Here is a 21,304-nt window from a genome sequence, read left to right as displayed (position 1 = left end):
GGAAATAGGCCCCGCCAATCAGGGCGACTAGCAGCAACAGTCCAAGCAGCAAAGCAGCATTTCCCGAACGTTGTTGTTTCTGCACAGCGCGGATTTCCCCGCTGCCGACACCATCCCCGGCAATATCCCCGTTTTCGGCAATATTTGATGCTGTTTCCTCCGGGGTCTCTGCAGTTGTCTTTTCAACATTTTCCGTCGACAGTTCGTCCCGATCCGCCATTCAATTTTTCTCCTGAACCGATAAAGTCGGGGGCGCCTGCAGGCGCCCCCGTTGATCTTTTTTATTTTAAGCGTCTTCCGCCATCTCCGCCAGAATCTTGGCAGTCTGATGCGAAGGAACTTCCTCGTACTTGCTGAACTCCATCGAGAACATCCCCCGGTCCGAAGTCATGGAACGCAGTTCCGGTGCGTAGCGCAGCACTTCAGCCATCGGCACTTCGGCGCGAATGATCTGGCTGTTTGCCTGTGGTTCAACACCGTTGACCTTGCCGCGGCGGGAGTTGAGATCACCGATAACGTCGCCCATGCAGTCGTCAGGCACGGTAACCTCCATCGCCATAATCGGCTCGAGCAGGATCGGCTTACAGTCTTCCATCGCCTTTTTGAAAGCCATCGAGCCAGCGACCTTAAAGGCCATCTCGGAGGAGTCAACCGAGTGATAGGAGCCGTCAAACAGGGTGATCTGCACATCAACCACCTGGTTCTTGGTCAGGGGGCCAGTGCGCATCGCTTCCTGAATCCCCTTATCGACAGCAGGGATATAGTTGCGCGGAATGGCTCCGCCGACGATCTTGTCGACGAACTCGTAACCTCCGCCACGTGGCATCGGCTTGACCTCAATATGAACATCACCAAACTGGCCGCGACCGCCCGACTGCTTCTTGTATTTGCCCTGCACCTTGGTCGAAGCGCGAATGGTTTCGCGGTACGGAACCTTCGGCTCCTTCAGGACAACCTCGGCACCGAACTTACGCTTGAGCCGCTCAACCGCAACTTCGAGGTGGATCTGCCCCATGCCGGAGAGAACCATCTCCTTGGTTTCTTCATCGCGGTTGATGGTCAGGGTCGGATCCTCTTCCATCAGGCGCTGCAGACCGCTGTAAATTTTGTCTTCATCACCTTTATTTTTTGGTTCAAGAGCAAAAGAAATGATCGGCTTCAGCGGAATCAGCGGCTCGTACATGATCTGCTCTTTCAGATCGCACAAGGTATCGCTAGTTGCCGTCACTTTCAATTTCGGAACAGCGACAATATCACCAGCGGCGGCCAGCTCGATCTGCACCTGCTTCTTGCCTTCCATCTCCAGGATGTGGCCGATCCGCTCTTTTTCATCCTTGTTCGGATTGTAGACGACGGTATCTGGCTTTAGGGTCCCGGAATAGATACGCATCAAGCTCAGCTTGCCGGCGTAGGGATCGTTGATGGTTTTGAAAACCATCGCCGAGAACGGCTCGTCTTCACTTGGATGACGCTCAACCTGCTCGTCGGTGTTCGGCTTGACGCCGTACTGGGTACCCTTGTCAATCGGCGACGGCAGGCAGGCAACAATGTAGTCCATCAGTTGACGGATGCCGATGTTGGCGATGGCGCTACCGCAGAAGACAGGGGTGAAAACGTTGGTCAGAACACCTTCACGCAAGCCACGATAGAGTTCTTCCTCGGTCAGTTCTTCACCTTCGAGGTACTTCTCCATCAACTCGTCATCCGACTCGGCTATCGCCTCGATCAACTGCTCACGCAGGCGATCAGCCTCATCCGCGTACTCGGCCGGAATATCGACTTCATCGTAGGTACCTTTTTCGTCGAACTTATAAACACGGGCCTTCATCGTCAGCAGGTCGATGGTGCCTTTGAAATCCTCTTCAGCACCGATCGGCATGGTCACGACCACGGCACGGGCGCCGAGAGATTTCTCCATGTCGTCGACCGCCTTGAGAAAGTTAGCCCGTTCCTTGTCCATCTTATTGACAAAAGCGATTCGGGGAACTTCAAACTGGTCGCACCAGCCCCAGATTTGTTTGGTTTGAGCCTTGGTGCCGGAAATTGCAGAAACGATGACCACGGCGCCACCGAGGACACGCAGACAGCGGCGGGTGTCGTGCAGGAAGTTACTCACCCCCGGCGTGTCGACCAGGTGCAGGCTGTGGTCTTGCCACATGCAGTGGTTGAGGCTGGCGGACAGGGTCGCCTGCCGCTTGATTTCTTCCTCTTCAAAGTCCATCGACGAGGAGCCATCGTCGACCTTGCCGAGCTTTTTGGTCATGCCGGTATTGAACAGCATGGCCTCGACCAAAGATGTTTTACCGGCGCTGTTGTGCGCCACAATCCCCAGGTTTCTCAGTTTTGCAGTGTCGTACTTTCCCATGAATCGCTCCTTTTCCAGATAAAGAATGGAACCTTCAACGGAGTTTTTTAAAACTCCTGACGAACAACGCTCAGTGCCATACCACTAACTAACGTCGCAAACCGATACAAACTTCCCGCAACATACAAGCCGTGCTGACTGTACTTTTCGGGTCCGTGAAGATTATGGTCAGGGTATCTGTCGCCCGGATGGCGACGGTTAAGCCCCAAGGATGGGTTCATGCGCCCTGACCATAAGCTTTACGGGCATGGCATCCCGCAAAAAACTACTTATTCCGCTGATATAAAATCCGCAATCCCTCCAGAGTCAAAAAGGGTTCAACCTGATCGATGGCGTCCGTCGCTTCGGCAATCGGTGCAGCCAGCCCGCCGGTTGCAATCACTTTGGCCTTGCCATCGAGGTCCTTCTGCATGCGCCCAACAATCCCCTCGACCAGCCCGACATAGCCGAAGAAGATCCCGGCCTGCATGCTGTTGACCGTGTTCTTCGCCACGATATGCGGCGGGCGGGCAAACTCGACCCGCGGCAATTTGCTGGCCCGCGCAAACAGGGCATCCGCCGAAATACCGACGCCGGGGGCAATCGCCCCCCCCTGGTAGGCTCCTTCCACGGAGATAACATCGAAAGTGGTTGCAGTCCCGAAATCAACAACGATCAGCGCACATCTGCATTTCTCGTAAGCGGCGACTGCGTTGACGATGCGGTCAGCACCAACCTCTTTTGGATTGTCATACTGAATTGGCATGCCAGTCTTGATGCCGGGGCCAACCACGTAAGCATCGAGCTGAAAATACTGTTTACTGAGCCGCTCCAGAGTTGCCAGCATCGGCGGTACCACGCAAGAGACGATCACATCATCCAAGTCGGAAAACTTCAGACCGGAGAGACTGAACAGGTTGTTGATCAGCATGGCATACTCATCAACGGTGCGGTTCTTGTCGGTGCCGACCCGCCAGTCCTTTTTCAGTTCAGCGCCCTGGTATATCCCGAGAACGGTATTGCTGTTGCCGACATCTATGACTAAAAGCACGTTACAATATCCTTTTTACTCAATTTACTGCGGGCGCACATCCCCTGCCATCACCCGCTCTATATGGCCATCGTCCAGCTGCAAACGCAAAGCACCATCGCTATCGAGACCGACCACGGTCCCGAACATGCTGTTATCGACACTGACCCGCTGGCTCATCATGTCACACAACGTTTCCCAGCGCCTGCGGATCGATACGAAGCCTTGCTGCAGAAACTCGCCATAATAATCATCCAGCAACTGTAGCAGCGCCCGGACAAAAGCAGGCCGATCGACCTGCTGGCCGGTCTCAATCAGCACCGAAGTCGCCGGATAGTTCAATTCCTCCGGGAACTGTTCTGTACTCATATTCAGATTGACGCCGATGCCAAGGATGACGAAATGAATCTGCTCAGTCTCGGCATTCATTTCGTTAAGCAGCCCGGCAATCTTCTTCCCATCGACGAGCACGTCGTTAGGCCATTTCACCTTGGCATCAATGCGATAGAGTTGTTGAAGGGTTTCTGCAACCGCGACAGCGGAAAGGAAGGTCAGTTGCGGAGCCTGCTGTACCGGAATCTGCGGTCGCAGCAGGATGGAACAGTAAAGGTTGACTGCCGATGGGGATTCCCAGCACCGACCGAGACGGCCACGGCCGGCGCTTTGCCGATCGGCAATAACAACCGTTCCCTCGGCAGCATCCTCCTCGGCCAACTGGCGCGCACGGGCATTGGTGGAATCGAGCTCCGGCAGGCAGATCAAAGTGGTGCTGAGATGACTACAGTTCAGGCCTTTTTCGATTTCAGCCGCCAGCAGCAGGTCGGGGCCATCAACCAGTCGATATCCTTTGGAGCGTTGCGCCTCGATCTCGAAGCCCTGCTCACGCAGCAACTCCACCTGCTTCCACACTGCGGCCCGGGAAATATTCAGCTGCTGGCTGATTTCCTGGCCCGAGATAAAAGCATCGGGATGACTGCGAAACAGGCTGAGAATCTTGTCGCGTGAGGTCAAAAGCGCTCCTGGGGAATCAATCGTCCAATAACATCGAGATATCGGCTGCTTTGACCGAATGGGTCAGCGCACCGACGGAAATAATATCAACACCGGTTTCAGCGATGTCACGTACCGTGTCCAGACTCACCCCCCCGGATGCCTCGACCAGCGCTTTGCCGGCAATCAGCTCAACCCCCCGACGCATTTCATCGTAGCTCATATTATCGAGCATGATGATGTCAGCCCCGGCAGTGAGAGCTTCCTGCACCTCTTCCATGTTGCGGGTTTCAACTTCAATCTTCAGGGTATGGGGCAATTTCTGCTTGGCGCGGGTGACAGCGGCAGTGATGCCACCGGCAGCGGCGGAGTGATTTTCTTTGATCAACACACCGTCAAACAGGCCGATACGGTGATTGCGGCCACCGCCCATGCGGACGGCATATTTATCGAGGGCCCTCAGCCCAGGGACGGTCTTGCGGGTATCGACGATGGTCGCCTTGGTGCCCTTGACCTTTTCCACATACTGGGCAGTCAAGGTGGCAATGCCGCTCATCCGCTGCATCAGGTTCAAAGCGGTTCGCTCGCCCTGCAACAGCACCGGAGCAGTGCCGCGTATCCAGGCCAGCACTTCGCCGCGCTTGACGGGGCGACCATCTTCGAGGAGCTTTTCGAAGCCGATAGTGCTGTCCAGGGTCTTGAACACCGCTTCGGCGACGTTCATGCCGGCGAGGGTAAAATCTTCCTTGGCGACCAGTTGTGCGCGGGCAACAGTATCGGCAACGACGGTCACCTCGGTGGTAATATCCCCGAGACCGATATCCTCTTCCAGCGCAGTTCGGACAATCCTCTCAATTTCAAATTGCATCAAACACTCCAGATCGGCCCATAGCCGTAAAAATTACAATTCAATCATCAGCAAATGAACTCAATCTATAGCATACCGCTCTCTCATGCCGCAACCGCAAAACAGCCGTCATCGCTACGGAAATCCCCTTTACATTTCCACAACTTGTGATATGTATGAGGCTTGATGAAAAGGACTGAAATAGCAAGTCGTAGAAGGAGGCTGAAATGAAAAGATTTTTCCCCGTCATGCTGATCTGCCTGAGCCTGCTGCTTGGCGCCTGCGTGAGCAAAAACACTTTCGAGCAAAAGGTGAATGAAGCCGATCAACTGAGCCAGGATGTCGCCCAACTGGAAAACGATGTCGCCACGCTGCAGCAGGAGAAAAAACAGCAGCAGGATGACATGTCAAAACTGAACGCTCGCCTGGTCGAAGTCCTGCAACAGAACTCCAAGCTACAGCGCAGCCTGCTGGCAGCCAGTGCCGAACAGGAGCGTAAAGAGGGCGATATCAGCCGTCACCAGCAACGCATCAACATGCTGCAGGACCAGTTAAACGACATGCAGCAGACCAACGACAACCTGCTGGCGACCATTGAAGAATTGCAGCAGCAGGTCGAAAAAGAACGGATTGCCAAGGAAGCGCGCTTGGCGAAGGTGAAAAACACCTACGATCAGCTGGTCGGTGCCCTCGAAGAAGAAATCGAACGGGGCGAACTGACCATCTCCAACCTGGAGGGCAAGCTGTCGGTCAACATGCTCAACAAGATCCTCTTCGATTCCGGCAAAGCCGAAGTCAAACCGGAAGGCAAAAAAGTGCTGAGCAGTCTTGGCGGCGTCCTCAACCAGTTCCCGGACAAGGCGTTGCGCATCGAAGGCCACACCGACAATGTCCAGATCAGCAGCCGCCTGATCGAAAAATTCCCCAGCAACTGGGAGCTTTCGACGGCACGGGCAACGAACATTGTTCACTACCTGCAAGATCAGGGCGGGGTCCCGGGTGAACGCCTGGCAACCTGCGGCTACAGCGAATACCAGCCGGTCGCTGACAATGAAACCCCCGAGGGACGAGCCGAAAACCGGCGTACTGAAATCGTGCTGGTTCCGTTCGAATCGGGCGTAGGATTCAAAGTCGAGGAATAAACCCCAAGCTTGACTCCAGTCGGGGACCTGCCGTATAACGACCCTCGACAATTGAGCTTAGTCCGGCCAAGGGAAGAGGGGTGAAAATCCCCCGCGGACCCGCCGCTGTAAGCGAGGACAATGGGCGACGATGCCACTGACAACAACTGTCGGGAAGGCAGCCCAGAGGATGAATCGCGAGCCAGAAGACCTGCCGGACAAACAAAGCCACAAATTTCCCCGGGATTTTGGGAAAGGCTTGCATAGAGCTTCTAAAAAACGGATGAAGCCCGCACATTTTTCGATCCATGTGCGGGCTTCTTTTTTGCCGATTATCAGGTGCAAGGAAAGTGGAGTGAAAAGCTCCCGCGGACCCGCCGCTGTAACGGGGGACTGACCTTTCAACGCAGTACCCACTGCCGGATGTTCCACAGAGACAAATCCGACGGGAAGGGAGGAAGGTCCGGAACGATCCCGAAGCCAGAAAGCCTGCCTGATAATCCTAACCGGCTGTTGATGGTAAAAACAGCTGGAGGGATGGGTGCACCCACGCCTCCGGTTTTTTGACCGGAGGCTTTTTTTTCGAACCACGAGGAGGAAACGAAAATGTTGTACCGCACCCTGAAAACCCTGTTAATGTTAGTGATTGTCAGTCTGCTGTTGTGCGGAGGAAGTTCGGCTATGCAAGAATCGACAAGCAAAACAGAAAAAACCGCCATTGTCGTCGCAGCCTTCGGCACGACCTACCCGAGCGCCGTCGATTCGTTATTGGCGATTGTCCGGGATATTGAAACCAGCTACCCGCACACCCCGACACAGCTCGCCTTCACCTCCAACATTATCCGCAAAAAGTGGCACAGTCGGGCCAATGATCAAGATTATCGAAAAACCCACCCGGAAGTGCCTGAATACTTCTACAACATCAAAAACGTCCTCGGCACCCTGGCCGATTTTCAGGATCAGGGCTACAAAACCATCGTTGTACAGCCGACCCACCTGACTCATGGTGAGGAGTACCTCGATCTCGAAGCCTACGTCGAAGGTCTGCGTTCAATCAAAACCGTCCGCGAGCACTGGCAACCGTTCAAACAGATCGCTCTTGGTCGCCCACTGATGGGTACCTGGGGGCCGCAATTCCCCTACCCGGAAGACATCACCAAGCTTGCTGAGGCGCTTAAGAGCGATGTCACCGCAGCACAAAAAGCAGGCGCGACACTGGTCTACATGGGCCACGGCAACGAACTGCTCTCCACCGCCCTCTATTACGAGTTGGAGATGGAGATGAACAAGCTCTACCCGCAGGTCAAAACTGTCATTGGCCTGGTCGAAGGGCACCCCGATTTCGATGAAGTCTTGGTGAAAACCAAAGCTGCCAGCAATAAAAAGATCATGCTGAAACCACTTATGATCGTCGCCGGAGATCATGCCACCAATGACATGGCGAGCGACGAAGAAGATTCCTGGAAAGCTCTGCTGCAAGCAGCGGGGTTCAACGTCACCCCGGTGCTCGAAGGCCTCGGCAACAATCCGGCGGTGCGCAAACGGTTCATCGTCCACCTGCAGGATGCCGCCACGGAGGCCGGGATTGAGCTGCGCTGATGCCTTAAGCTGCAACCAGCGACCTTGCGAGATCGAGGTCGCTGGTCTGCGCCGCAGCTTCGGCAAAACCGTCGCTGTCGATGACATCAGCTTCAATGTCGGTCAGGGAGAGCTGTTCGCCTTTCTCGGTCCCAACGGTGCCGGCAAAACCACCACCATCAACTTGCTCACCGGCCTGCTCAAACCGGATGCCGGCGAAGTGCGTTACCACGGCGAGTTGTTCGACCCGAAACGGCTCAACGTCAAACAACTGATCGGCGTGGTCCCACAGCACAACAACCTCGATCGCGAACTGACCGCAGCGGAAAACCTGCTGATCCACGGCCGTCTGTTCGGTATGCGCGGGAGCAAACTGCAACAGAGGATCTATACCTGCCTCGAATTCGCCGATCTCACTGAAAAACGCGACACCCCCGCGGGCAAGCTGAGCGGCGGCATGAAGCGCAAACTGGTGATCGCCCGTGCCCTGCTGCACCAGCCACAGATCCTGTTTCTGGACGAACCGACTGTCGGCCTCGATCCGCACAGTCGCCGCAAAATGTGGGCTTTTTTGCGACGCATCAACCAGGAACAGGACTGCACCGTTTTCCTCACCACCCACTACATTGAGGAAGCGGAAGCCCTGGCCGACCGGGTGCTGATCATCGATCAGGCGAAACTGGTTACTGGCGGGACACCACAAGAGCTGAAAGCCAAAGTCGGCAACTACGTTCTCGACATTTACAACGAAGAGGACATTCAAAACGAATTCTTCGAGCAGCGCCCTGCTGCCATGCAACGTTTGGAGCAGCTCGACACCTCGGTGCGTATCCGTGAAACCACCCTGGAAGATGTCTTTCTCAAGTTGACCGGCAAGAGGATGGACTGATGCTGTACGGAGCAAGAGCCATCTACCTGCGCGAAATGCTGATCCTGCGCAGAAAGATGATCAAAACCCTTATGGCCTCGGCAGTTTCCCCGGCCCTGTTTTTGCTCGCCTTCGGTTACGGTGTCGGCCGCGGCGCCCAGGTCGGCGGCGTCGATTACCTCGCCTTCCTGTTGCCCGGCCTGTTGACCATGAGCAGCATGAATCAGGCCTACGGCATCGCCACCGAGATCAACATCTCCCGCTTTTATTTCAAAGTGTTCGAGGAATTCCTGCTGGCACCGATCAAGCGCTGGGAGATTATCCTCGGCGAAACCTGCTACGGCATTACCAAGGGCTTCATCCCGGTGCTGATTATCGGCCTTTACAGCCTGCTGACCGGCGTCACCTTAAAATTCGGCCCGCTGTTTCTGCTCGCCCTGCTGCTGCACTTGGCGATCTTCGCCCTGCTCGGCTTTATCGCCGCGATGATCGTAAAAAGCCACGCAGACCAGGCCACCATCAACGCTTTTCTGATCACGCCGATGATGTTCCTTTCCGGCACATTCTTTCCGGTCGACCAAATGCCGCTGGCGATTCGCGCGGTGGCGAGCATTTTCCCGCTGACCTACTCAACTCAGCTGATCCGGGCAACGCTGACGCCGGGAGCGGAATTGAACGCCTGGTTGTATCTGGTTCTGGTGGCGATTTTGGCGGTGCTGTTTTTTCTGGCGAAGCGAATTGTGGCCAAGGTGGAAATTTGAAAAAACTGCTCATTCTCATATTTGTCATCACGCTGGCCACCTCCTGCCTGATCGGCTCGACGGCGATTAACCCGTTTTCCCCCTCTCCGGTTGAACGTGACATCCTGCTTGGCCTGCGCCTGCCAAGGGTGCTGTTCTCCGCCGTCATCGGCGCCATGCTCGGATTGTCGGGCAGCGTTTATCAACTTACTTTGAAAAATCCGCTGGCCGACAGCTTCACCACCGGCGCCGCCAGTTCCTCGGCTTTGGGCGCGGTGCTCGCCATCGCCCTCGGCCTGCCGCTACCTCTGGTGCCGCTCATCGCCCTCGGTACCGGCTTGATCGGCCTGTTCACCGTCTACCGGCTGTCGAAAACCAACGGCGTCATCAACCCGGTCACCATGATCCTCGCCGGGGTGGTTATGAACATCGTCGCCTCGGCGGTGATCAGCTTTGCCAAGTATTTTTTCGAGGACTCCCTCTCTTCCATTGTTTTCTGGCTGATGGGCGGCTTCTTCGTTGTCGACTGGGGCAAATTGACTCTCTGCGCTGTCGTGTTGCTGTTCGCCTACCTGCTGTTCGCCGGCAAAGCGCTGCAGCTCAACCTGCTGGCGTTGGATGAACATTCAGCGCAAAGCCTTGGCATCAACGTTGATCGTCTGCGCACGGTCGCTTTTGTCGTCGCCACGGCACTGGTCGCTGTAGCGGTCAGCCACACCGGCATTATCGGCTTTGTCGGCCTGATCGTACCGCACGTGTCGCGCTCTCTGTTCGGCAGCGACATGCACAACAACCTGTTCTTTTCCAGCCTGCTCGGAGCATTGCTGCTGGTGCTGGCCGATGCCGCCTCCCGCTCAATCATACCCGGCGGTGCCGAACTGCCGGTCGGTATCATCACCGCCCTGCTCGGCGGCGTTTTTTTCCTCTACCTGCTGCAGACCCGGCGCGAGAGGTTCTGGCATGGCTGAGTTGCGGGTCGAAAACCTTCAGTTTTCGCGTGACGATTTCCGTTTACAACTCGATATGGTAGAGATCAAATCGGGTGAAAAGGTGGCAATTCTCGGCGAGAACGGTAGCGGCAAAAGCACCCTGTTACAACTGCTTTGCGGTTTGCTTCAGGGCCATGGCACAATCAGCTACAATAACCAGTCGCTGCAGGAAATCCCGTTTAATAAGCGGGCGCAACTTTTCTCCCTGCTACCGCAATTCTCCGAGGTGATCTTCCCTTTCTGCGTCGAAGAGGTGGTCCTGTTCGGCCGTTTCCCCCACGCGCAGGGGAACAGCTTCAGTGATGAGGATAAAAAACTGAGCGAGCAGCAGCTGGAAAAACTCGACCTGCTGCATCTGCGAAAGCGTCAATTCACCCAGCTCTCCGGCGGGGAAAAACGCCGGGTGATGCTGGCGCGGGTGCTCAACCAGCAGGCACCGATCATCTACCTGGATGAACCGAACTCCAGCCTCGATATTCGCCACACGCTGGAGATTTTCGAGCTTCTGGGCGGGCGCAACGAAACTGTCATCTCGCCGGTACACGATATCAACCTGGCTGAGCGGTTTTTCGATCGTTTCCTGCTACTGAAACATGGCCGCTTGCTGGCCGATGTAACAGGCGATCAACTGACCCCGGAACTGCTTACGGAGACCTACGATGTCCAAGTTACTTGCGGCACTGCTGCTTTTACTTTTCAGCACCAGTAGTTTCGCGGCCCAGCGGATAGTCATACTGGCCCCGGCGGCGGCCGACATCATCGAAAAACTGGATGCGTCTGAAATGGTGGTCGGCAAAACCCGTAATGTCGAAGAGTTCCCACAGGCACAAAAGGTCGGCTCGCATATCCGGCCGAACCTGGAATTGATCACGGCGCTCGACCCGGATCTGCTGATTATCTCCTCTAACAAATTCTTTTCGCAGGAAATGGCGAAAAAGATTGATGCCGAATTGTTTTACTACACCCCGGAAACGCTGGAAGAGATTCTGCAGCAGACCAGCCAGCTGGCACAGCTGATCGATCGAAAAGATCAGGCGCTGAAACTGATCGGGGCCCAGTGGCAAAAGCTAAAACGGCTTGAACCGATTAAAAACAAACCGAAAGTGATCTACGAAATCACCGAAGTGCCGCTGACGGTTGCCGGCAGCAAAAATATTATTGCCGATATTATCAAGGCGGCAGGTGGCATCTTTATCAACACCGGCCACCGGAAAATGCTCCGTTTCAACCCGGAAGCAATCCTGGCCCAAAAGCCGAATCTTTACATCTGGCAGGTCGGCCCGATGAACCAGGCACCGTCACCACCAGCAGAACGTGGTCAGTATCGCCTGCTGCAGGCCGACTATCTGCAAGTCGACCAGCTGCAATTTTCGCGGGCCAACACCCGCAGCTTCGACAACGTCCTCGAACTCAACACATATTTTCACGAAAGACAGAATTAAAGATGCAAGCACAACCCGGACATTTCTACGCCGTCGGCATTGGCCCCGGTTCACCCGACCTGCTCACCGTCCGTGCCGTCAGAATCATTGAATCGGCCGACATCATCCTCACTCCGCAGGCTAAGGGTACAAACCGCTCGCTGGCATTGAAAGCGATCGAGCCATACCTCAAAGACCAGGAGGTGATGACCGTCAACTACCCGATGCAGCGCAACGGCACCAGCACACGAGAACGCTGGGACGCGGTCGCCCTGCAGGTCCGGGAGAAACTGCAACAGAAAAAATCGGTAGCCATGATCACCATCGGCGACCCGCTGATCTTTGCCACCACCAGCTACCTGCTCTACGGGCTGGCAGACCTCATTGAAAAAGACAACATCCACTTGATCCCCGGCATCAGCGCTTTTCAGATCGGCGCCAGCCGCTTTCATGATCCGCTGACGTTGCAGGAAGACCGTTTGACCCTGATGTCAGCAACTGACATTGATGCAGTTGCGGAAGCTCTCGACCACTGCGAGACCCTGGTCCTCTATAAAGCGGCGGGAGTGATTGATCAACTTCTGGAATTGCTCGACCGGCGTGGCCTGCGTGGGGCAAGCAAGCTGGTCAGTTGCGCGGAGCAGGGGGATGGCGAGTTGCTGGTGGATAGCCTGCTTGGCTGGGAGCCGGGGGAGTTGAGTTACATGACGACAATGATTGTGCGGGTTGGGAAGAGGGATTGGATGGAGTAGTTTTTTCTATTTTAAATTCATAAGCAAAGTCGGCGGGTCGCGTCCCGCCAGACGCCTTCCTTTTTGTCAATCGCAACAAAAAGGAAGCAAAAAATGCTCTTTTTATGTGTAATGATTTGAGCTGCTGTGGGGTTCATCCGCTTTGCTGCTGATTAACTTGCTGCATTCCCTTTCGGGAAAAACCGGCTGAATCGCAGCGAGCAAGCTCGCAATGCGCTGATGTGCGATTGGTTCTGCCCCACCCTAGCCCGTTTCAGTTCACAACAGTTTTCAACTTCGTGAACCGAAACCGCGATCCCACTTTCCCGTGTGACGCAGCCGGAGCTTCGTTGAGTGTTGCAGGGTTTCGAGGGAAAACTGTATGAGCGAAGCGAGTTTTTTTCCGAGCTGCAAAACGCAATGAAGCGCAGGGAACCCGAAGGGCAAGGAGTTCGGGCGCCCTTTTCTGCTTACTCTTTTGGGGCGTGACAAAAGGGTAAGGCGGCGTGCGGGGCCGCAACCCCGCGACCTCCGCTTTTTTGGGGAGCACATATCACGCGCCCCTCCCCTTTCATGAAAAAATATCCCTTGACACCTGCTCTTCAACACGTATCGTCTCGCTAAGACTTCTTTCTCATGACGGAGCATCATCATGCCGAAACATCAGTGCTGGAAACTTTTTACATACCTCCTCATCTGCCTGCTAATCCCAATAGCATCCTTTGCCGAAGAGCAGAAAAAACCACAAGGGCCTCCGCCGATGCTGGTCGAGGTCGCTGCAGTGTCTGAAGGCACCGCTGAGCCGATGGTCGAGCTGGTCGGCAGTATCCGTTACGGCCGGGTTTCGCGGGTCGCCAGCGAGGTTGGCGGCATCGTCGAAATGCTCAACTTCAAAGAAGGGGGTCGCGTCAAAGCGGGGCAGCCGCTGGTTAAACTGCGCAGCGACCTGCTGCAGACAGCGTTGGCCGGGACGGAAGCAAACTACGAGCAGGTCCTGGTTCAACTGGAAAAAGCCCGCAAAGACCTGAATAGGATCAGCGCACTCTACCAGGAAAAATCGATCGCGGAATCTGTCTACGATGACAGCTATTACGGCGTACAAGCCCTCGAGAAACAGTCGGCAGCGCTCAAAGCCAGTCTTGATCGCCAGCAGCTGGAACTGCAAAAAACAAGCATTCCAGCCCCCTTCTCCGGCTTGGTCCAAACCAAGCTGGTGGAAAAAGGGGAATGGGTTTCGACCGGCGGGCAGGTTGCCGTGATTGCTGACGACAGTGACCTGGAAGCGCACATCGATGTGCCGCAAAACCTGCTCGGCTACCTGCAAGCGGGCAAACAGCTGCAAGTCCGCGCAGCAGGGAAAACTTATTCTGCAAGTTTCATCAACTTCATCCCGCAAGGGGACGTGGCCACCCGGACATTCACCGTCAAACTCAAGCTGAAAAACGCCAAGGGCTTGATTGAGGGGATGGAGGCCCAGGCCCAGCTGCCGAACGGGCCACGCCTGCAAGGCCTGCTGGTGCCACGTGACGCGGTCATCAAGCAGTTCGGCATGGATGTCGTATTCCTCGCAGTTGAAGGTGCCGCGAAAATGGTTCCGGTGCAGATCAATGGTTATCAGGGGATGAAGGTCGCTGTGGCCGGAGAGGGTCTCGAAGCGGGAGCACAGGTCGTGGTCAAAGGGAACGAGCGGATCCGTGACGGCCAGGGAATAAGGTTCTAGCCATGGATATCATCCGCTTTTCTATCCTCAAACCGGTCACCGTCCTCGCCGGCATCATCATGGTGCTGATGTTCGGTGTTATCAGCCTCAACCGGCTGCCGTACCAGCTCAGCCCGACGGTCATCGAACCAGAGATCCAGGTCACCACCACCTGGCGCGGGGCAACGCCCTACGAGGTCGAACGGGAGATTATCGAGGAGCAGGAGAACACCCTCAAGGGTCTGCCCGATCTGATCGAAATGGAAAGCGAGGCGCGCAACAGTCAGGGCAGCGTGACCCTGCGCTTCAAGGTCGGCACCAGCGTCGAGGAAGCGCTGTTGCGGGTCTCCAACAAAATCAACGAGGTGCCGGACTACCCGAGCGGGGTCGATAACCCGGTCGTCAACGCCTCCGGCGCAACCGCTTCGCCGGTCATCTGGATGATCCTGAAAACTCTCGACGGCAACGAACGGCCGATTCAGAATTACAAAACCTTTTTCGAAGATGAAGTCCGCCAGCACATCGAACGAGTCAAGGGTGTTTCGGACCTGTTCATCGGCAGCGGCACCGAAGCGGAAATGCACATCATCATCTCGGCGGAAAAACTCGCCGTTTATGGTTTGACCACCAACGATGTCATCGCCGCGATCCAGGGGGAGAATATCAACGTCTCTGCCGGCACCCTTGGCGTCGGTCGTCGTGACTTCCGTATCCGCACCACCGGCGAATTCAACTCACCGGCAGACATAGCCCAAGTCGTACTCCGCTCAACCGGCCAGCAGCGCATCCTGCTCGGTGACATCGCCGAGATCAGGCCGGGTTTCGAAAAACAGACTTCGGTGGTGCTGCAGAACGGCGTGCCCGGCATTGCTATCGGTGTGCGGCCGGAAGCGGGCACCAATATTCTGGAGATGACCAACCTGACCGAGGAAAAATACCTCTGGCTTAACGAGTATAAGCTCAAGGAGGAAGGCCTCCACCTCGACTGGGTTTACGACCAGCGTTTCTACATCAACGGTGCCATCGACCAGATCAAGCAGAACATCATGTTCGGCGGCCTGCTGGCAATCGGTGTACTGCTGCTGTTTCTGCGCAGCCTGCGGGCGACCATCGTGGTTGCCACAGCCATCCCGATCAGCGTCATCGGCACTTTCATTTTCCTCGACCTGTTGGGGCGTAATCTCAACGTCGTCTCGCTCGCCGGAATCGCATTTGCCGTCGGCATGCTGGTCGACAACGCCATCGTCGTTATCGAGAACATCGACCGCCATCGCCTGATGGGCAAAAAAGCCTTCGACGCCGCACTCGACGGGACCAGGGAAGTCTGGGGCGCAGTGCTCGCTTCGACCATCACCACGGTTGCCGTCTTCCTGCCGGTGGTCTTCATCCAGGAAGAAGCGGGCCAGCTGTTTCGTGACATCGCCATCGCCGTTGTTGCCGCGGTTTCTTTAAGCCTGTTCGTCTCGGTCTCGGTCATCCCGATGTTCTCGCACAAGCTGTTCTCGGCAAAAAAATCGAGCGGCAAAAAGAACCTGCCGATCCTCGATCAGATCGGCCAGAAAATTTCCGCCTTCCTGATGGCGCTGGTCTCACTGGCGATCCGCAACTGGATCACACGCATCGCAACCCTGACGATCCTGATCAGCATTGCGCTGGCTTCAGTCTTTTTCCTGACCCCTAAGATGGAGTACCTGCCGCAAGGCAACCGCAACTTGGTGCTGAACATCCTGGTGCCGCCACCGGGGCTGTCGACCGCCGAGCGGATCGATATCGGCAACCGCTTCCACGCCATGGCCGAACCGCATATCGGCGCCGATATCGATGGCGTCCCGGCGATCGAGAATATGTTTTACGTCGGTTCCGAAGGCTTCATGATTGCCGGGGCAATCAGCGAACACTTCGATAAAGCCGGCGACCTGCTGCCCTTCTTCACCCGCTCGATCTACAGCATTCCCGGCATGTTCGGCGTCAGCCTGCAACCGGGTGTGTTCGAATCGGGCATCGGTGAAGGCCGGGCGATCAAGCTGAATGTCTCCGGCAACGACCTGAACAAAATCGTCGCCGCTACCGGCACCATGTTCGGCATGATCCGCGGCCAGATCGAAAACAGCCAGGTGCGGCCGGTCCCCTCGATCGAGCTGACCTACCCGGAAGTCCGTATCATCCCCGACCGCGATCGGCTTAAAGCCAACGGCATGAGCACCCGCGACCTGGGAACAGCTCTCGATGTCTTGATGGATGGCCGGGTAGTCGGCGACTTCAAGCAGGAGGGCAAAAAGAAGATCGACCTGGTGCTGAAAGCTTCTGCTGCCGAAATCGATACCCCGCAGGCGCTCTACAACGCCACCCTGACCACGCCAAGCGGCAAGCTGGTGCCGGTCTCCTCGCTCGCCTCGTTGCAGGAGACCACCGGCATGGCGCAGATCCGCCACCTGGAGCGGGAACGGACGGTCACCCTGCAGGTGACACCGCCGAAATCGATGCCGCTGCAGACAGCGATGGAGATCATCGACGGCCAGATCATCCCTGCAGTCGACAAAATGGGCCTGCTCGAAGGACTCCAGGTTGACATGAGCGGTGCCGCCGACAAACTGGTCGAGACCCGTGAAGTGCTGCAGTGGGATTTCCTGCTGGCGATTTTGATCGCCTACCTGTTGATGGCCTCGCTGTTCGGCAATTTCATCTACCCGCTGATCATCATGCTGACCGTGCCGCTGGCCGGTGCCGGTGGTTTTATCGGCCTGAAGCTGCTCAACATTTTCATCACCCCGCAGCCGATGGACGTGCTGACCATGCTCGGTTTCGTCATCCTGATCGGCGTAGTGGTCAACAACGCCATCCTCATCGTTCACCAGGCGCTGAACAACTTCCACGACAACAACATGGACTACAAAGAGTCCGTGCTCGAATCGGTGCGCAGCCGCCTGCGGCCGATTTACATGAGCGCCACCACCAGTATCTGCGGCATGCTGCCGCTGGTGCTGATCCCCGGCGCAGGTTCCGAGCTTTACCGCGGCCTTGGCAGCGTCATCCTTGGTGGACTGGCGGTTTCCACTGTGTTCACCGTGTTCGTTATCCCGGCAATCCTGATTTTTGTCATCCGCATGGAAAAGCGTAAAGAACCAAAACTGCGGCAGGAGGCAAACCGATGAGATATATCCTGACAACTCTCCTGTTGCTGATCGCTGCGAGCAGCAGTTTTGCCCTGACGCTGCAGCAAGCGATCGATGCCGCGTTGCAGAATCACCAGCGGATCGAACAGTTCCGTGCCGGCGTCGAACAGGCGGAAGCGGCCGTCGGCAGCGCCCAAGCCGCTTTTCTGCCGAAACTTGACCTGGGCTACAATTACCTGGAGCGTGACGAAGACCCGTACTCTCTAGGCGACAAATCCTCGACCCTGGGCCTCTCCGGCTCGATCAACCTGTTCAACGGTTTGACTGATTACCACAGCTATCGTGCTGCGCAGAAGCGGGCCGAAGGGGCCAATTACCGGCTACGCGGCACCCGCGCCGACATTGTCCTGGCAACCGAACAGGCTTACATCGAAGTGCTGCGCGCTGCCCGCTCCGTTGCCACCGCGAGCGAAGGGGTTGAGTTGCTGCAGCGGCAGAGACGGGATACCGAACTGAAATACCAGTATGGCCTGCTCGCCCGCAACGACCTGTTGCGTATTGACGTCGAGCTCTCCAGCGCCAAGCAGGACCTGCTCAGCGCCGAAGGACAGCAGCGGATCGCCCGCCGGCAGTTGGAAAGAACCATCGGCATGCAACTGCCGGTGGATGAAACGCCGGCCGAACTCACGGAAAGCTGCCTGCCGAAGTTTGACCCGGATCAGTCTGCGAGCTACCGCGAGCTGCTGCTGGAAAACCGCAGCGAGCTGAATTACCTGCGCTCTGAACTGGCCGCGGTCAACCGCGAGCGGCGGGCGAATAAAGGCGACTACCTGCCGCGGATCGACCTGACTGCGGCACACGAAGAATACGGTGATGACTTATCGCCAACCGACGATGACGACAACCTGCTTAAGCTTCAGGCCAGCTGGAGCCTGTTCGACGGCTTCGCCCGCGAGAAAGCGGTTGCGGCAAGCACGGCCAGGGCGCGGGCTGTCGCCGCTGAACTGCGCGACCTGGAAGCGAGCCTGCAGCTGCAACTGGAAACAGCCCTGCAGAACCTGCGTATTGCCGATGGCCGTCTGCTGGAAGCGGCAACCGGCGTGGCATCAGCGGAAGAGAACTACCGGGTGACCGAGAACCGTTTTCAGCAACAGCAGGCCACCACCGTCGACCTGCTCGACGCCCAGTACCTGCTGACCCGGGCCCGCAACCTGGAAATCAACGCCCGTTACGACCTTTATCTGAGTGAAGCCTTGCTGGAAAGAATTTTGGAACAAACAAAGAGATAATCGTCAAAGGAGACACCGATGCCCCGCATTCCCTACCTGCCACAGGATATCGACGAGCCGCGCGAACTGGTCGATGATATCCGCTCGCGGCGGCGCGGCAAACTACTCCACCTCGACCGCATGCTGCTGCACAGCCCCGCCTTCGCCAGTGGCTGGAACAGCCTGCTGCGCCAGGTGCGCGGCAAACTGTCACTGTCACCCCGGTTGCAGGAAATGGCAATCTGCGCCATCGCGGTTTTGAACGGTGCCGATTACGAATTTTATCATCATGCGCCGGAATTTCTCAAAGCAGGCGGCAGCGAAGCGGAACTGGACGCCCTGAAAAAATTCACCGGCGATGAAAATGAACTGAAGGTTTTCACCCGCGGCGAACGGGCTGTGCTGAGGTTGGTGGCCGAGATGACGCTTAACGTTCAGGTCGAAGACGCTTCCTTCGCCGCAGTAAAAAACGAACTGCCGGACCTGCAGCAGTTGAACGAACTGATCGGCGTTATCGCCAGCTACAACATGGTCAGCCGCTACCTTGTCGCCCTGCAGATCGAGCCGGAAAAGGACTGAAGAAAGTCCAGACCTCTAGCAAACACGCGTCAATCGATGGGACTGCGCACCCCGAGGCCCGGCTTATTCAGCACATGCGTGTAAATCATCGTCGTTGAGACATCTGCATGCCCCAGCAATTCCTGCACTGTCCGGATATCGTAGCCAGAATCGAGTAAATGAGTCGCAAACGAATGACGTAGAGTATGCGGCGTCACCCGTTTGCTCAGCTCCGCCCTCTTTGCAGCTTCTCGAACCGCTCGCTGCACCGCCGAATCATGAAAATGGTGCCGGCGAATTTTACCGCTCTCCGAATCGACACTCAGCCTGCTGGCAGGGAAAACATATTGCCAACGCCAATCACCAGAAGCACCAGGGAACTTCCGACTTAAGGCAGACGGCAACCAAACCTCACCATAGTTTCGCTTCACATCCTCGGCATGAATTTTCCGTGCCTTGGCAATCTGCTGTTCCAGCGCCTTTCGGCAGGTCTCCGGCAACATGGTGATGCGATCCTTACGCCCCTTACCATCACGAATGAGAATTTGGCTCTGAGCGAAATCGACATCCTTTATCCGCAGCCGAATGACCTCCATCAACCGCAGCCCAGCGCCATAGAGCAGATGGCAAATCAGGGTAAAAGGCGGATTGATTTCAGCCAGCAGCGCTGCAACCTCTTCCCGGCTCAAGACCACTGGAACCCTGATTGGCTTTTTCGCCCGGGTAAAGTCAGAGAAATCCCCTAACGAGCGTTCTTCAGACTCCTGAAACAGAAACACAAGGGCGTTCAAAGCCTGCTTTTGGGTATTGACCGCCACGTTCTGCTTTTCAACCAGCCAGGTTAAATAGGCCCTCACGGCCGTAGCATCGAGATCGTCAATCTTCCGCTGTGGATAGTGCCCCAGAAAACGAGCCGCCCAATCGAGATATGCGGTGATTGTTCTTTTCGCATATTGACGGCCAACCAGGGTGGATCGCATTTTTTCCAAAGTGGCCTGATGGGCGGAAGACAGAGAATCAGAATTATATTGACGCGCTTTCGCGGGTGGCCGGTCATCCGTTCCACCAGCCGCCCAAGCAACCTTCAGATAATCTCGGAAGAAGTACCACAACGCGGTGCGTGCCTGTTGGTACTGCCAATCCTTGATCGACTCCCGACTCTCCAGGGATGCAAGAAAAGCCGAAACATGCTCCGGGCGGCAATCCTCCAGAGGCAATCGCCCAACAAACTTGACGAAATGCTTGCACCAGATCACGTACCAATGGATATGTTTAGGATTGATGCAGATTTCAGTCAGACAATCCTCGTATGATAGCCAAAATGAAGAACCGAGGGCGGACTCCCCCAATGATTTTTTCATGCTCCCCCTCCCAAAAGACGCAGAAAAAACGATTAAAAACAGAACAAAAATAAGATACTGTATTTACAAGCAAATACAACTGATATTCTGGCAGCCGGCATATTCGATATACCAGCTGCCACCTAATCCCTGTTAGACAGCAAAGAATGAAATACAATAAAGAACTCAAATTGGTTCTATTCAGCCTCGTGGCTGTAGTTATTGTTTGCCCAATAATTTACAGGTTCCTACCGAACTGGGAAGGATTAGTGGGCGATGTTGGTGAATCGGGGGCCTGGATCGTCACCATCATTTATCATACGGTTTATGGTTTATTTGTTGGCGCTGGCACGTTGGCAAGTTCACTGGTTTTAAAAAAAATCAATAGAACCAACTCATTGCCCTTGGCAGTCGTTGCCGCAATTCTAAGCGCAGTGTTTTTAGACGTACTGTTTATTTACATAAAGGCCAATACAATTGGCTTCGCTGGTGCAGTTGCAATATTGCTCGCCATGAGCTTCACACTTAATTTTGTGCTATCAAGAAAAGCTGTCTAACAAACTAATCAACCGGACGGAAAATACTTCTGCTTTTGGCCAAAAGTCAAAATCTAAAATTGTGGTGGTGGCCTGAACTTCTCGTCGCCGCCGGTTATCATGAACCGTTA

Annotated in this window: 19 protein-coding genes and 2 riboswitches; of the genes, 13 read left to right on the top strand and 6 right to left on the bottom strand. The window is 55.7% G+C overall.

Annotation, left to right across the window (positions count from 1 at the left end):
* The 5 genes from BUB13_RS18015 to nadC form a co-directional block, all read right to left on the bottom strand.
* On the bottom strand, positions 1 to 220 hold a 220-nt coding region (locus tag BUB13_RS18015; protein WP_208610204.1), incomplete at its 3' end, for a hypothetical protein.
* Positions 221 to 286: 66 nt separating this feature from the next.
* Entirely contained in the window at positions 287 to 2,365 is a 2,079-nt protein-coding gene (gene fusA / locus BUB13_RS18010) for an elongation factor G (RefSeq protein WP_072910150.1), read from the bottom strand.
* Positions 2,366 to 2,630: 265 nt separating this feature from the next.
* Positions 2,631 to 3,395, bottom strand: coding sequence for a type III pantothenate kinase (locus tag BUB13_RS18005; protein ID WP_072910149.1), 765 nt, complete (start codon positions 3,393 to 3,395; stop codon positions 2,631 to 2,633).
* A gap of 24 nt (positions 3,396 to 3,419) precedes the next feature.
* A complete protein-coding gene (locus tag BUB13_RS18000; protein WP_084092301.1) occupies positions 3,420 to 4,385 on the bottom strand; it encodes a biotin--[acetyl-CoA-carboxylase] ligase in 966 nt (321 codons plus the stop codon).
* Positions 4,386 to 4,401: 16 nt separating this feature from the next.
* Positions 4,402 to 5,232 (bottom strand): carboxylating nicotinate-nucleotide diphosphorylase, encoded by an 831-nt coding sequence (gene nadC / locus BUB13_RS17995; protein ID WP_072910147.1) that lies wholly within the window; start codon positions 5,230 to 5,232, stop codon positions 4,402 to 4,404.
* Between the two features lie 206 nt (positions 5,233 to 5,438).
* On the opposite strand from nadC, the gene BUB13_RS17990 reads away from it, so the two are divergent.
* The 12 genes from BUB13_RS17990 (at position 5,439) to BUB13_RS17935 (ending at position 19,318) form a co-directional block, all read left to right on the top strand.
* Complete coding sequence (locus tag BUB13_RS17990) at positions 5,439 to 6,353, top strand: OmpA/MotB family protein (RefSeq protein WP_072910146.1); 915 nt, start codon at positions 5,439 to 5,441, stop codon at positions 6,351 to 6,353.
* Positions 6,354 to 6,399: 46 nt separating this feature from the next.
* A riboswitch (cobalamin riboswitch) is annotated at positions 6,400 to 6,565 on the top strand.
* 87 nt (positions 6,566 to 6,652) lie between these two features.
* Positions 6,653 to 6,843, top strand: a riboswitch (cobalamin riboswitch).
* Positions 6,844 to 7,013: 170 nt separating this feature from the next.
* Complete coding sequence (locus BUB13_RS17985; RefSeq protein WP_084092305.1) at positions 7,014 to 7,931, top strand: sirohydrochlorin cobaltochelatase; 918 nt, start codon at positions 7,014 to 7,016, stop codon at positions 7,929 to 7,931.
* Complete coding sequence (locus BUB13_RS17980) at positions 7,918 to 8,799, top strand: ABC transporter ATP-binding protein (RefSeq protein ID WP_072910144.1); 882 nt, start codon at positions 7,918 to 7,920, stop codon at positions 8,797 to 8,799. Before BUB13_RS17985 ends, BUB13_RS17980 begins: the two co-directional genes overlap by 14 nt.
* Complete coding sequence (locus BUB13_RS17975; RefSeq protein ID WP_072910143.1) at positions 8,799 to 9,539, top strand: ABC transporter permease; 741 nt, start codon at positions 8,799 to 8,801, stop codon at positions 9,537 to 9,539. The genes BUB13_RS17980 and BUB13_RS17975 overlap by 1 nt, the downstream gene beginning before the upstream one ends.
* Positions 9,536 to 10,486, top strand: a complete 951-nt coding sequence (locus BUB13_RS17970; RefSeq protein ID WP_072910142.1) for a FecCD family ABC transporter permease — start codon at positions 9,536 to 9,538, stop codon at positions 10,484 to 10,486. Before BUB13_RS17975 ends, BUB13_RS17970 begins: the two co-directional genes overlap by 4 nt.
* The gene (locus BUB13_RS17965; protein ID WP_072910141.1) at positions 10,479 to 11,216 is read left to right on the top strand and encodes an ABC transporter ATP-binding protein; all 738 of its coding nucleotides are present in this window, start codon (positions 10,479 to 10,481) and stop codon (positions 11,214 to 11,216) included. The genes BUB13_RS17970 and BUB13_RS17965 overlap by 8 nt, the downstream gene beginning before the upstream one ends.
* Positions 11,167 to 11,949 carry an ABC transporter substrate-binding protein gene (locus BUB13_RS17960; protein WP_072910140.1) on the top strand — a complete coding sequence of 261 codons (783 nt, stop codon included), beginning with the start codon at positions 11,167 to 11,169 and terminating at the stop codon, positions 11,947 to 11,949. Before BUB13_RS17965 ends, BUB13_RS17960 begins: the two co-directional genes overlap by 50 nt.
* 2 nt (positions 11,950 to 11,951) lie before the next feature.
* Complete coding sequence (gene cobI / locus BUB13_RS17955; RefSeq protein WP_072910139.1) at positions 11,952 to 12,680, top strand: precorrin-2 C(20)-methyltransferase; 729 nt, start codon at positions 11,952 to 11,954, stop codon at positions 12,678 to 12,680.
* A gap of 631 nt (positions 12,681 to 13,311) precedes the next feature.
* On the top strand, positions 13,312 to 14,379 hold the full coding sequence (locus BUB13_RS17950; RefSeq protein WP_072910138.1) for an efflux RND transporter periplasmic adaptor subunit: 1,068 nt from the start codon (positions 13,312 to 13,314) through the stop codon (positions 14,377 to 14,379).
* Between the two features lie 2 nt (positions 14,380 to 14,381).
* On the top strand, positions 14,382 to 17,510 hold the full coding sequence (locus BUB13_RS17945; protein ID WP_072910137.1) for an efflux RND transporter permease subunit: 3,129 nt from the start codon (positions 14,382 to 14,384) through the stop codon (positions 17,508 to 17,510).
* Positions 17,507 to 18,760 carry a TolC family protein gene (locus BUB13_RS17940; protein ID WP_072910136.1) on the top strand — a complete coding sequence of 418 codons (1,254 nt, stop codon included), beginning with the start codon at positions 17,507 to 17,509 and terminating at the stop codon, positions 18,758 to 18,760. The genes BUB13_RS17945 and BUB13_RS17940 overlap by 4 nt, the downstream gene beginning before the upstream one ends.
* An 18-nt stretch (positions 18,761 to 18,778) precedes the next feature.
* On the top strand, positions 18,779 to 19,318 hold the full coding sequence (locus BUB13_RS17935) for a carboxymuconolactone decarboxylase family protein (RefSeq protein WP_072910135.1): 540 nt from the start codon (positions 18,779 to 18,781) through the stop codon (positions 19,316 to 19,318).
* Between the two features lie 29 nt (positions 19,319 to 19,347).
* Here BUB13_RS17935 and BUB13_RS17930 read toward each other — a convergent pair whose 3' ends face one another.
* Entirely contained in the window at positions 19,348 to 20,658 is a 1,311-nt protein-coding gene (locus tag BUB13_RS17930) for an integron integrase (RefSeq protein ID WP_139249432.1), read from the bottom strand.
* A 146-nt stretch (positions 20,659 to 20,804) separates the two neighbouring features.
* On the opposite strand from BUB13_RS17930, the gene BUB13_RS17920 reads away from it, so the two are divergent.
* Positions 20,805 to 21,194, top strand: coding sequence for a hypothetical protein (locus tag BUB13_RS17920; protein WP_072910134.1), 390 nt, complete (start codon positions 20,805 to 20,807; stop codon positions 21,192 to 21,194).
* Positions 21,195 to 21,304: the final 110 nt, after the last annotated feature.

The organism is Malonomonas rubra DSM 5091 (assembly GCF_900142125.1).
GTDB classification, from domain to species: domain Bacteria; phylum Desulfobacterota; class Desulfuromonadia; order Desulfuromonadales; family Geopsychrobacteraceae; genus Malonomonas; species Malonomonas rubra.
This window is presented reverse-complemented; position numbering and strand designations above follow the sequence as displayed.

Coding starts and splice junctions, on each gene's coding strand:
- fusA (WP_072910150.1), bottom strand. CDS start 2,365: ATGGGAAAGTACGACACTGCAAAACTGAGAAACCTGGGGATTGTGGCG.
- nadC (WP_072910147.1), bottom strand. CDS start 5,232: ATGCAATTTGAAATTGAGAGGATTGTCCGAACTGCGCTGGAAGAGGAT.
- BUB13_RS17990 (WP_072910146.1), top strand. CDS start 5,439: ATGAAAAGATTTTTCCCCGTCATGCTGATCTGCCTGAGCCTGCTGCTT.
- BUB13_RS17985 (WP_084092305.1), top strand. CDS start 7,014: ATGCAAGAATCGACAAGCAAAACAGAAAAAACCGCCATTGTCGTCGCA.
- BUB13_RS17975 (WP_072910143.1), top strand. CDS start 8,799: ATGCTGTACGGAGCAAGAGCCATCTACCTGCGCGAAATGCTGATCCTG.
- BUB13_RS17965 (WP_072910141.1), top strand. CDS start 10,479: ATGGCTGAGTTGCGGGTCGAAAACCTTCAGTTTTCGCGTGACGATTTC.
- BUB13_RS17960 (WP_072910140.1), top strand. CDS start 11,167: ATGTCCAAGTTACTTGCGGCACTGCTGCTTTTACTTTTCAGCACCAGT.
- cobI (WP_072910139.1), top strand. CDS start 11,952: ATGCAAGCACAACCCGGACATTTCTACGCCGTCGGCATTGGCCCCGGT.
- BUB13_RS17950 (WP_072910138.1), top strand. CDS start 13,312: ATGCCGAAACATCAGTGCTGGAAACTTTTTACATACCTCCTCATCTGC.
- BUB13_RS17945 (WP_072910137.1), top strand. CDS start 14,382: ATGGATATCATCCGCTTTTCTATCCTCAAACCGGTCACCGTCCTCGCC.
- BUB13_RS17940 (WP_072910136.1), top strand. CDS start 17,507: ATGAGATATATCCTGACAACTCTCCTGTTGCTGATCGCTGCGAGCAGC.
- BUB13_RS17935 (WP_072910135.1), top strand. CDS start 18,779: ATGCCCCGCATTCCCTACCTGCCACAGGATATCGACGAGCCGCGCGAA.
- BUB13_RS17930 (WP_139249432.1), bottom strand. CDS start 20,658: ATGAAAAAATCATTGGGGGAGTCCGCCCTCGGTTCTTCATTTTGGCTA.
- BUB13_RS17920 (WP_072910134.1), top strand. CDS start 20,805: ATGAAATACAATAAAGAACTCAAATTGGTTCTATTCAGCCTCGTGGCT.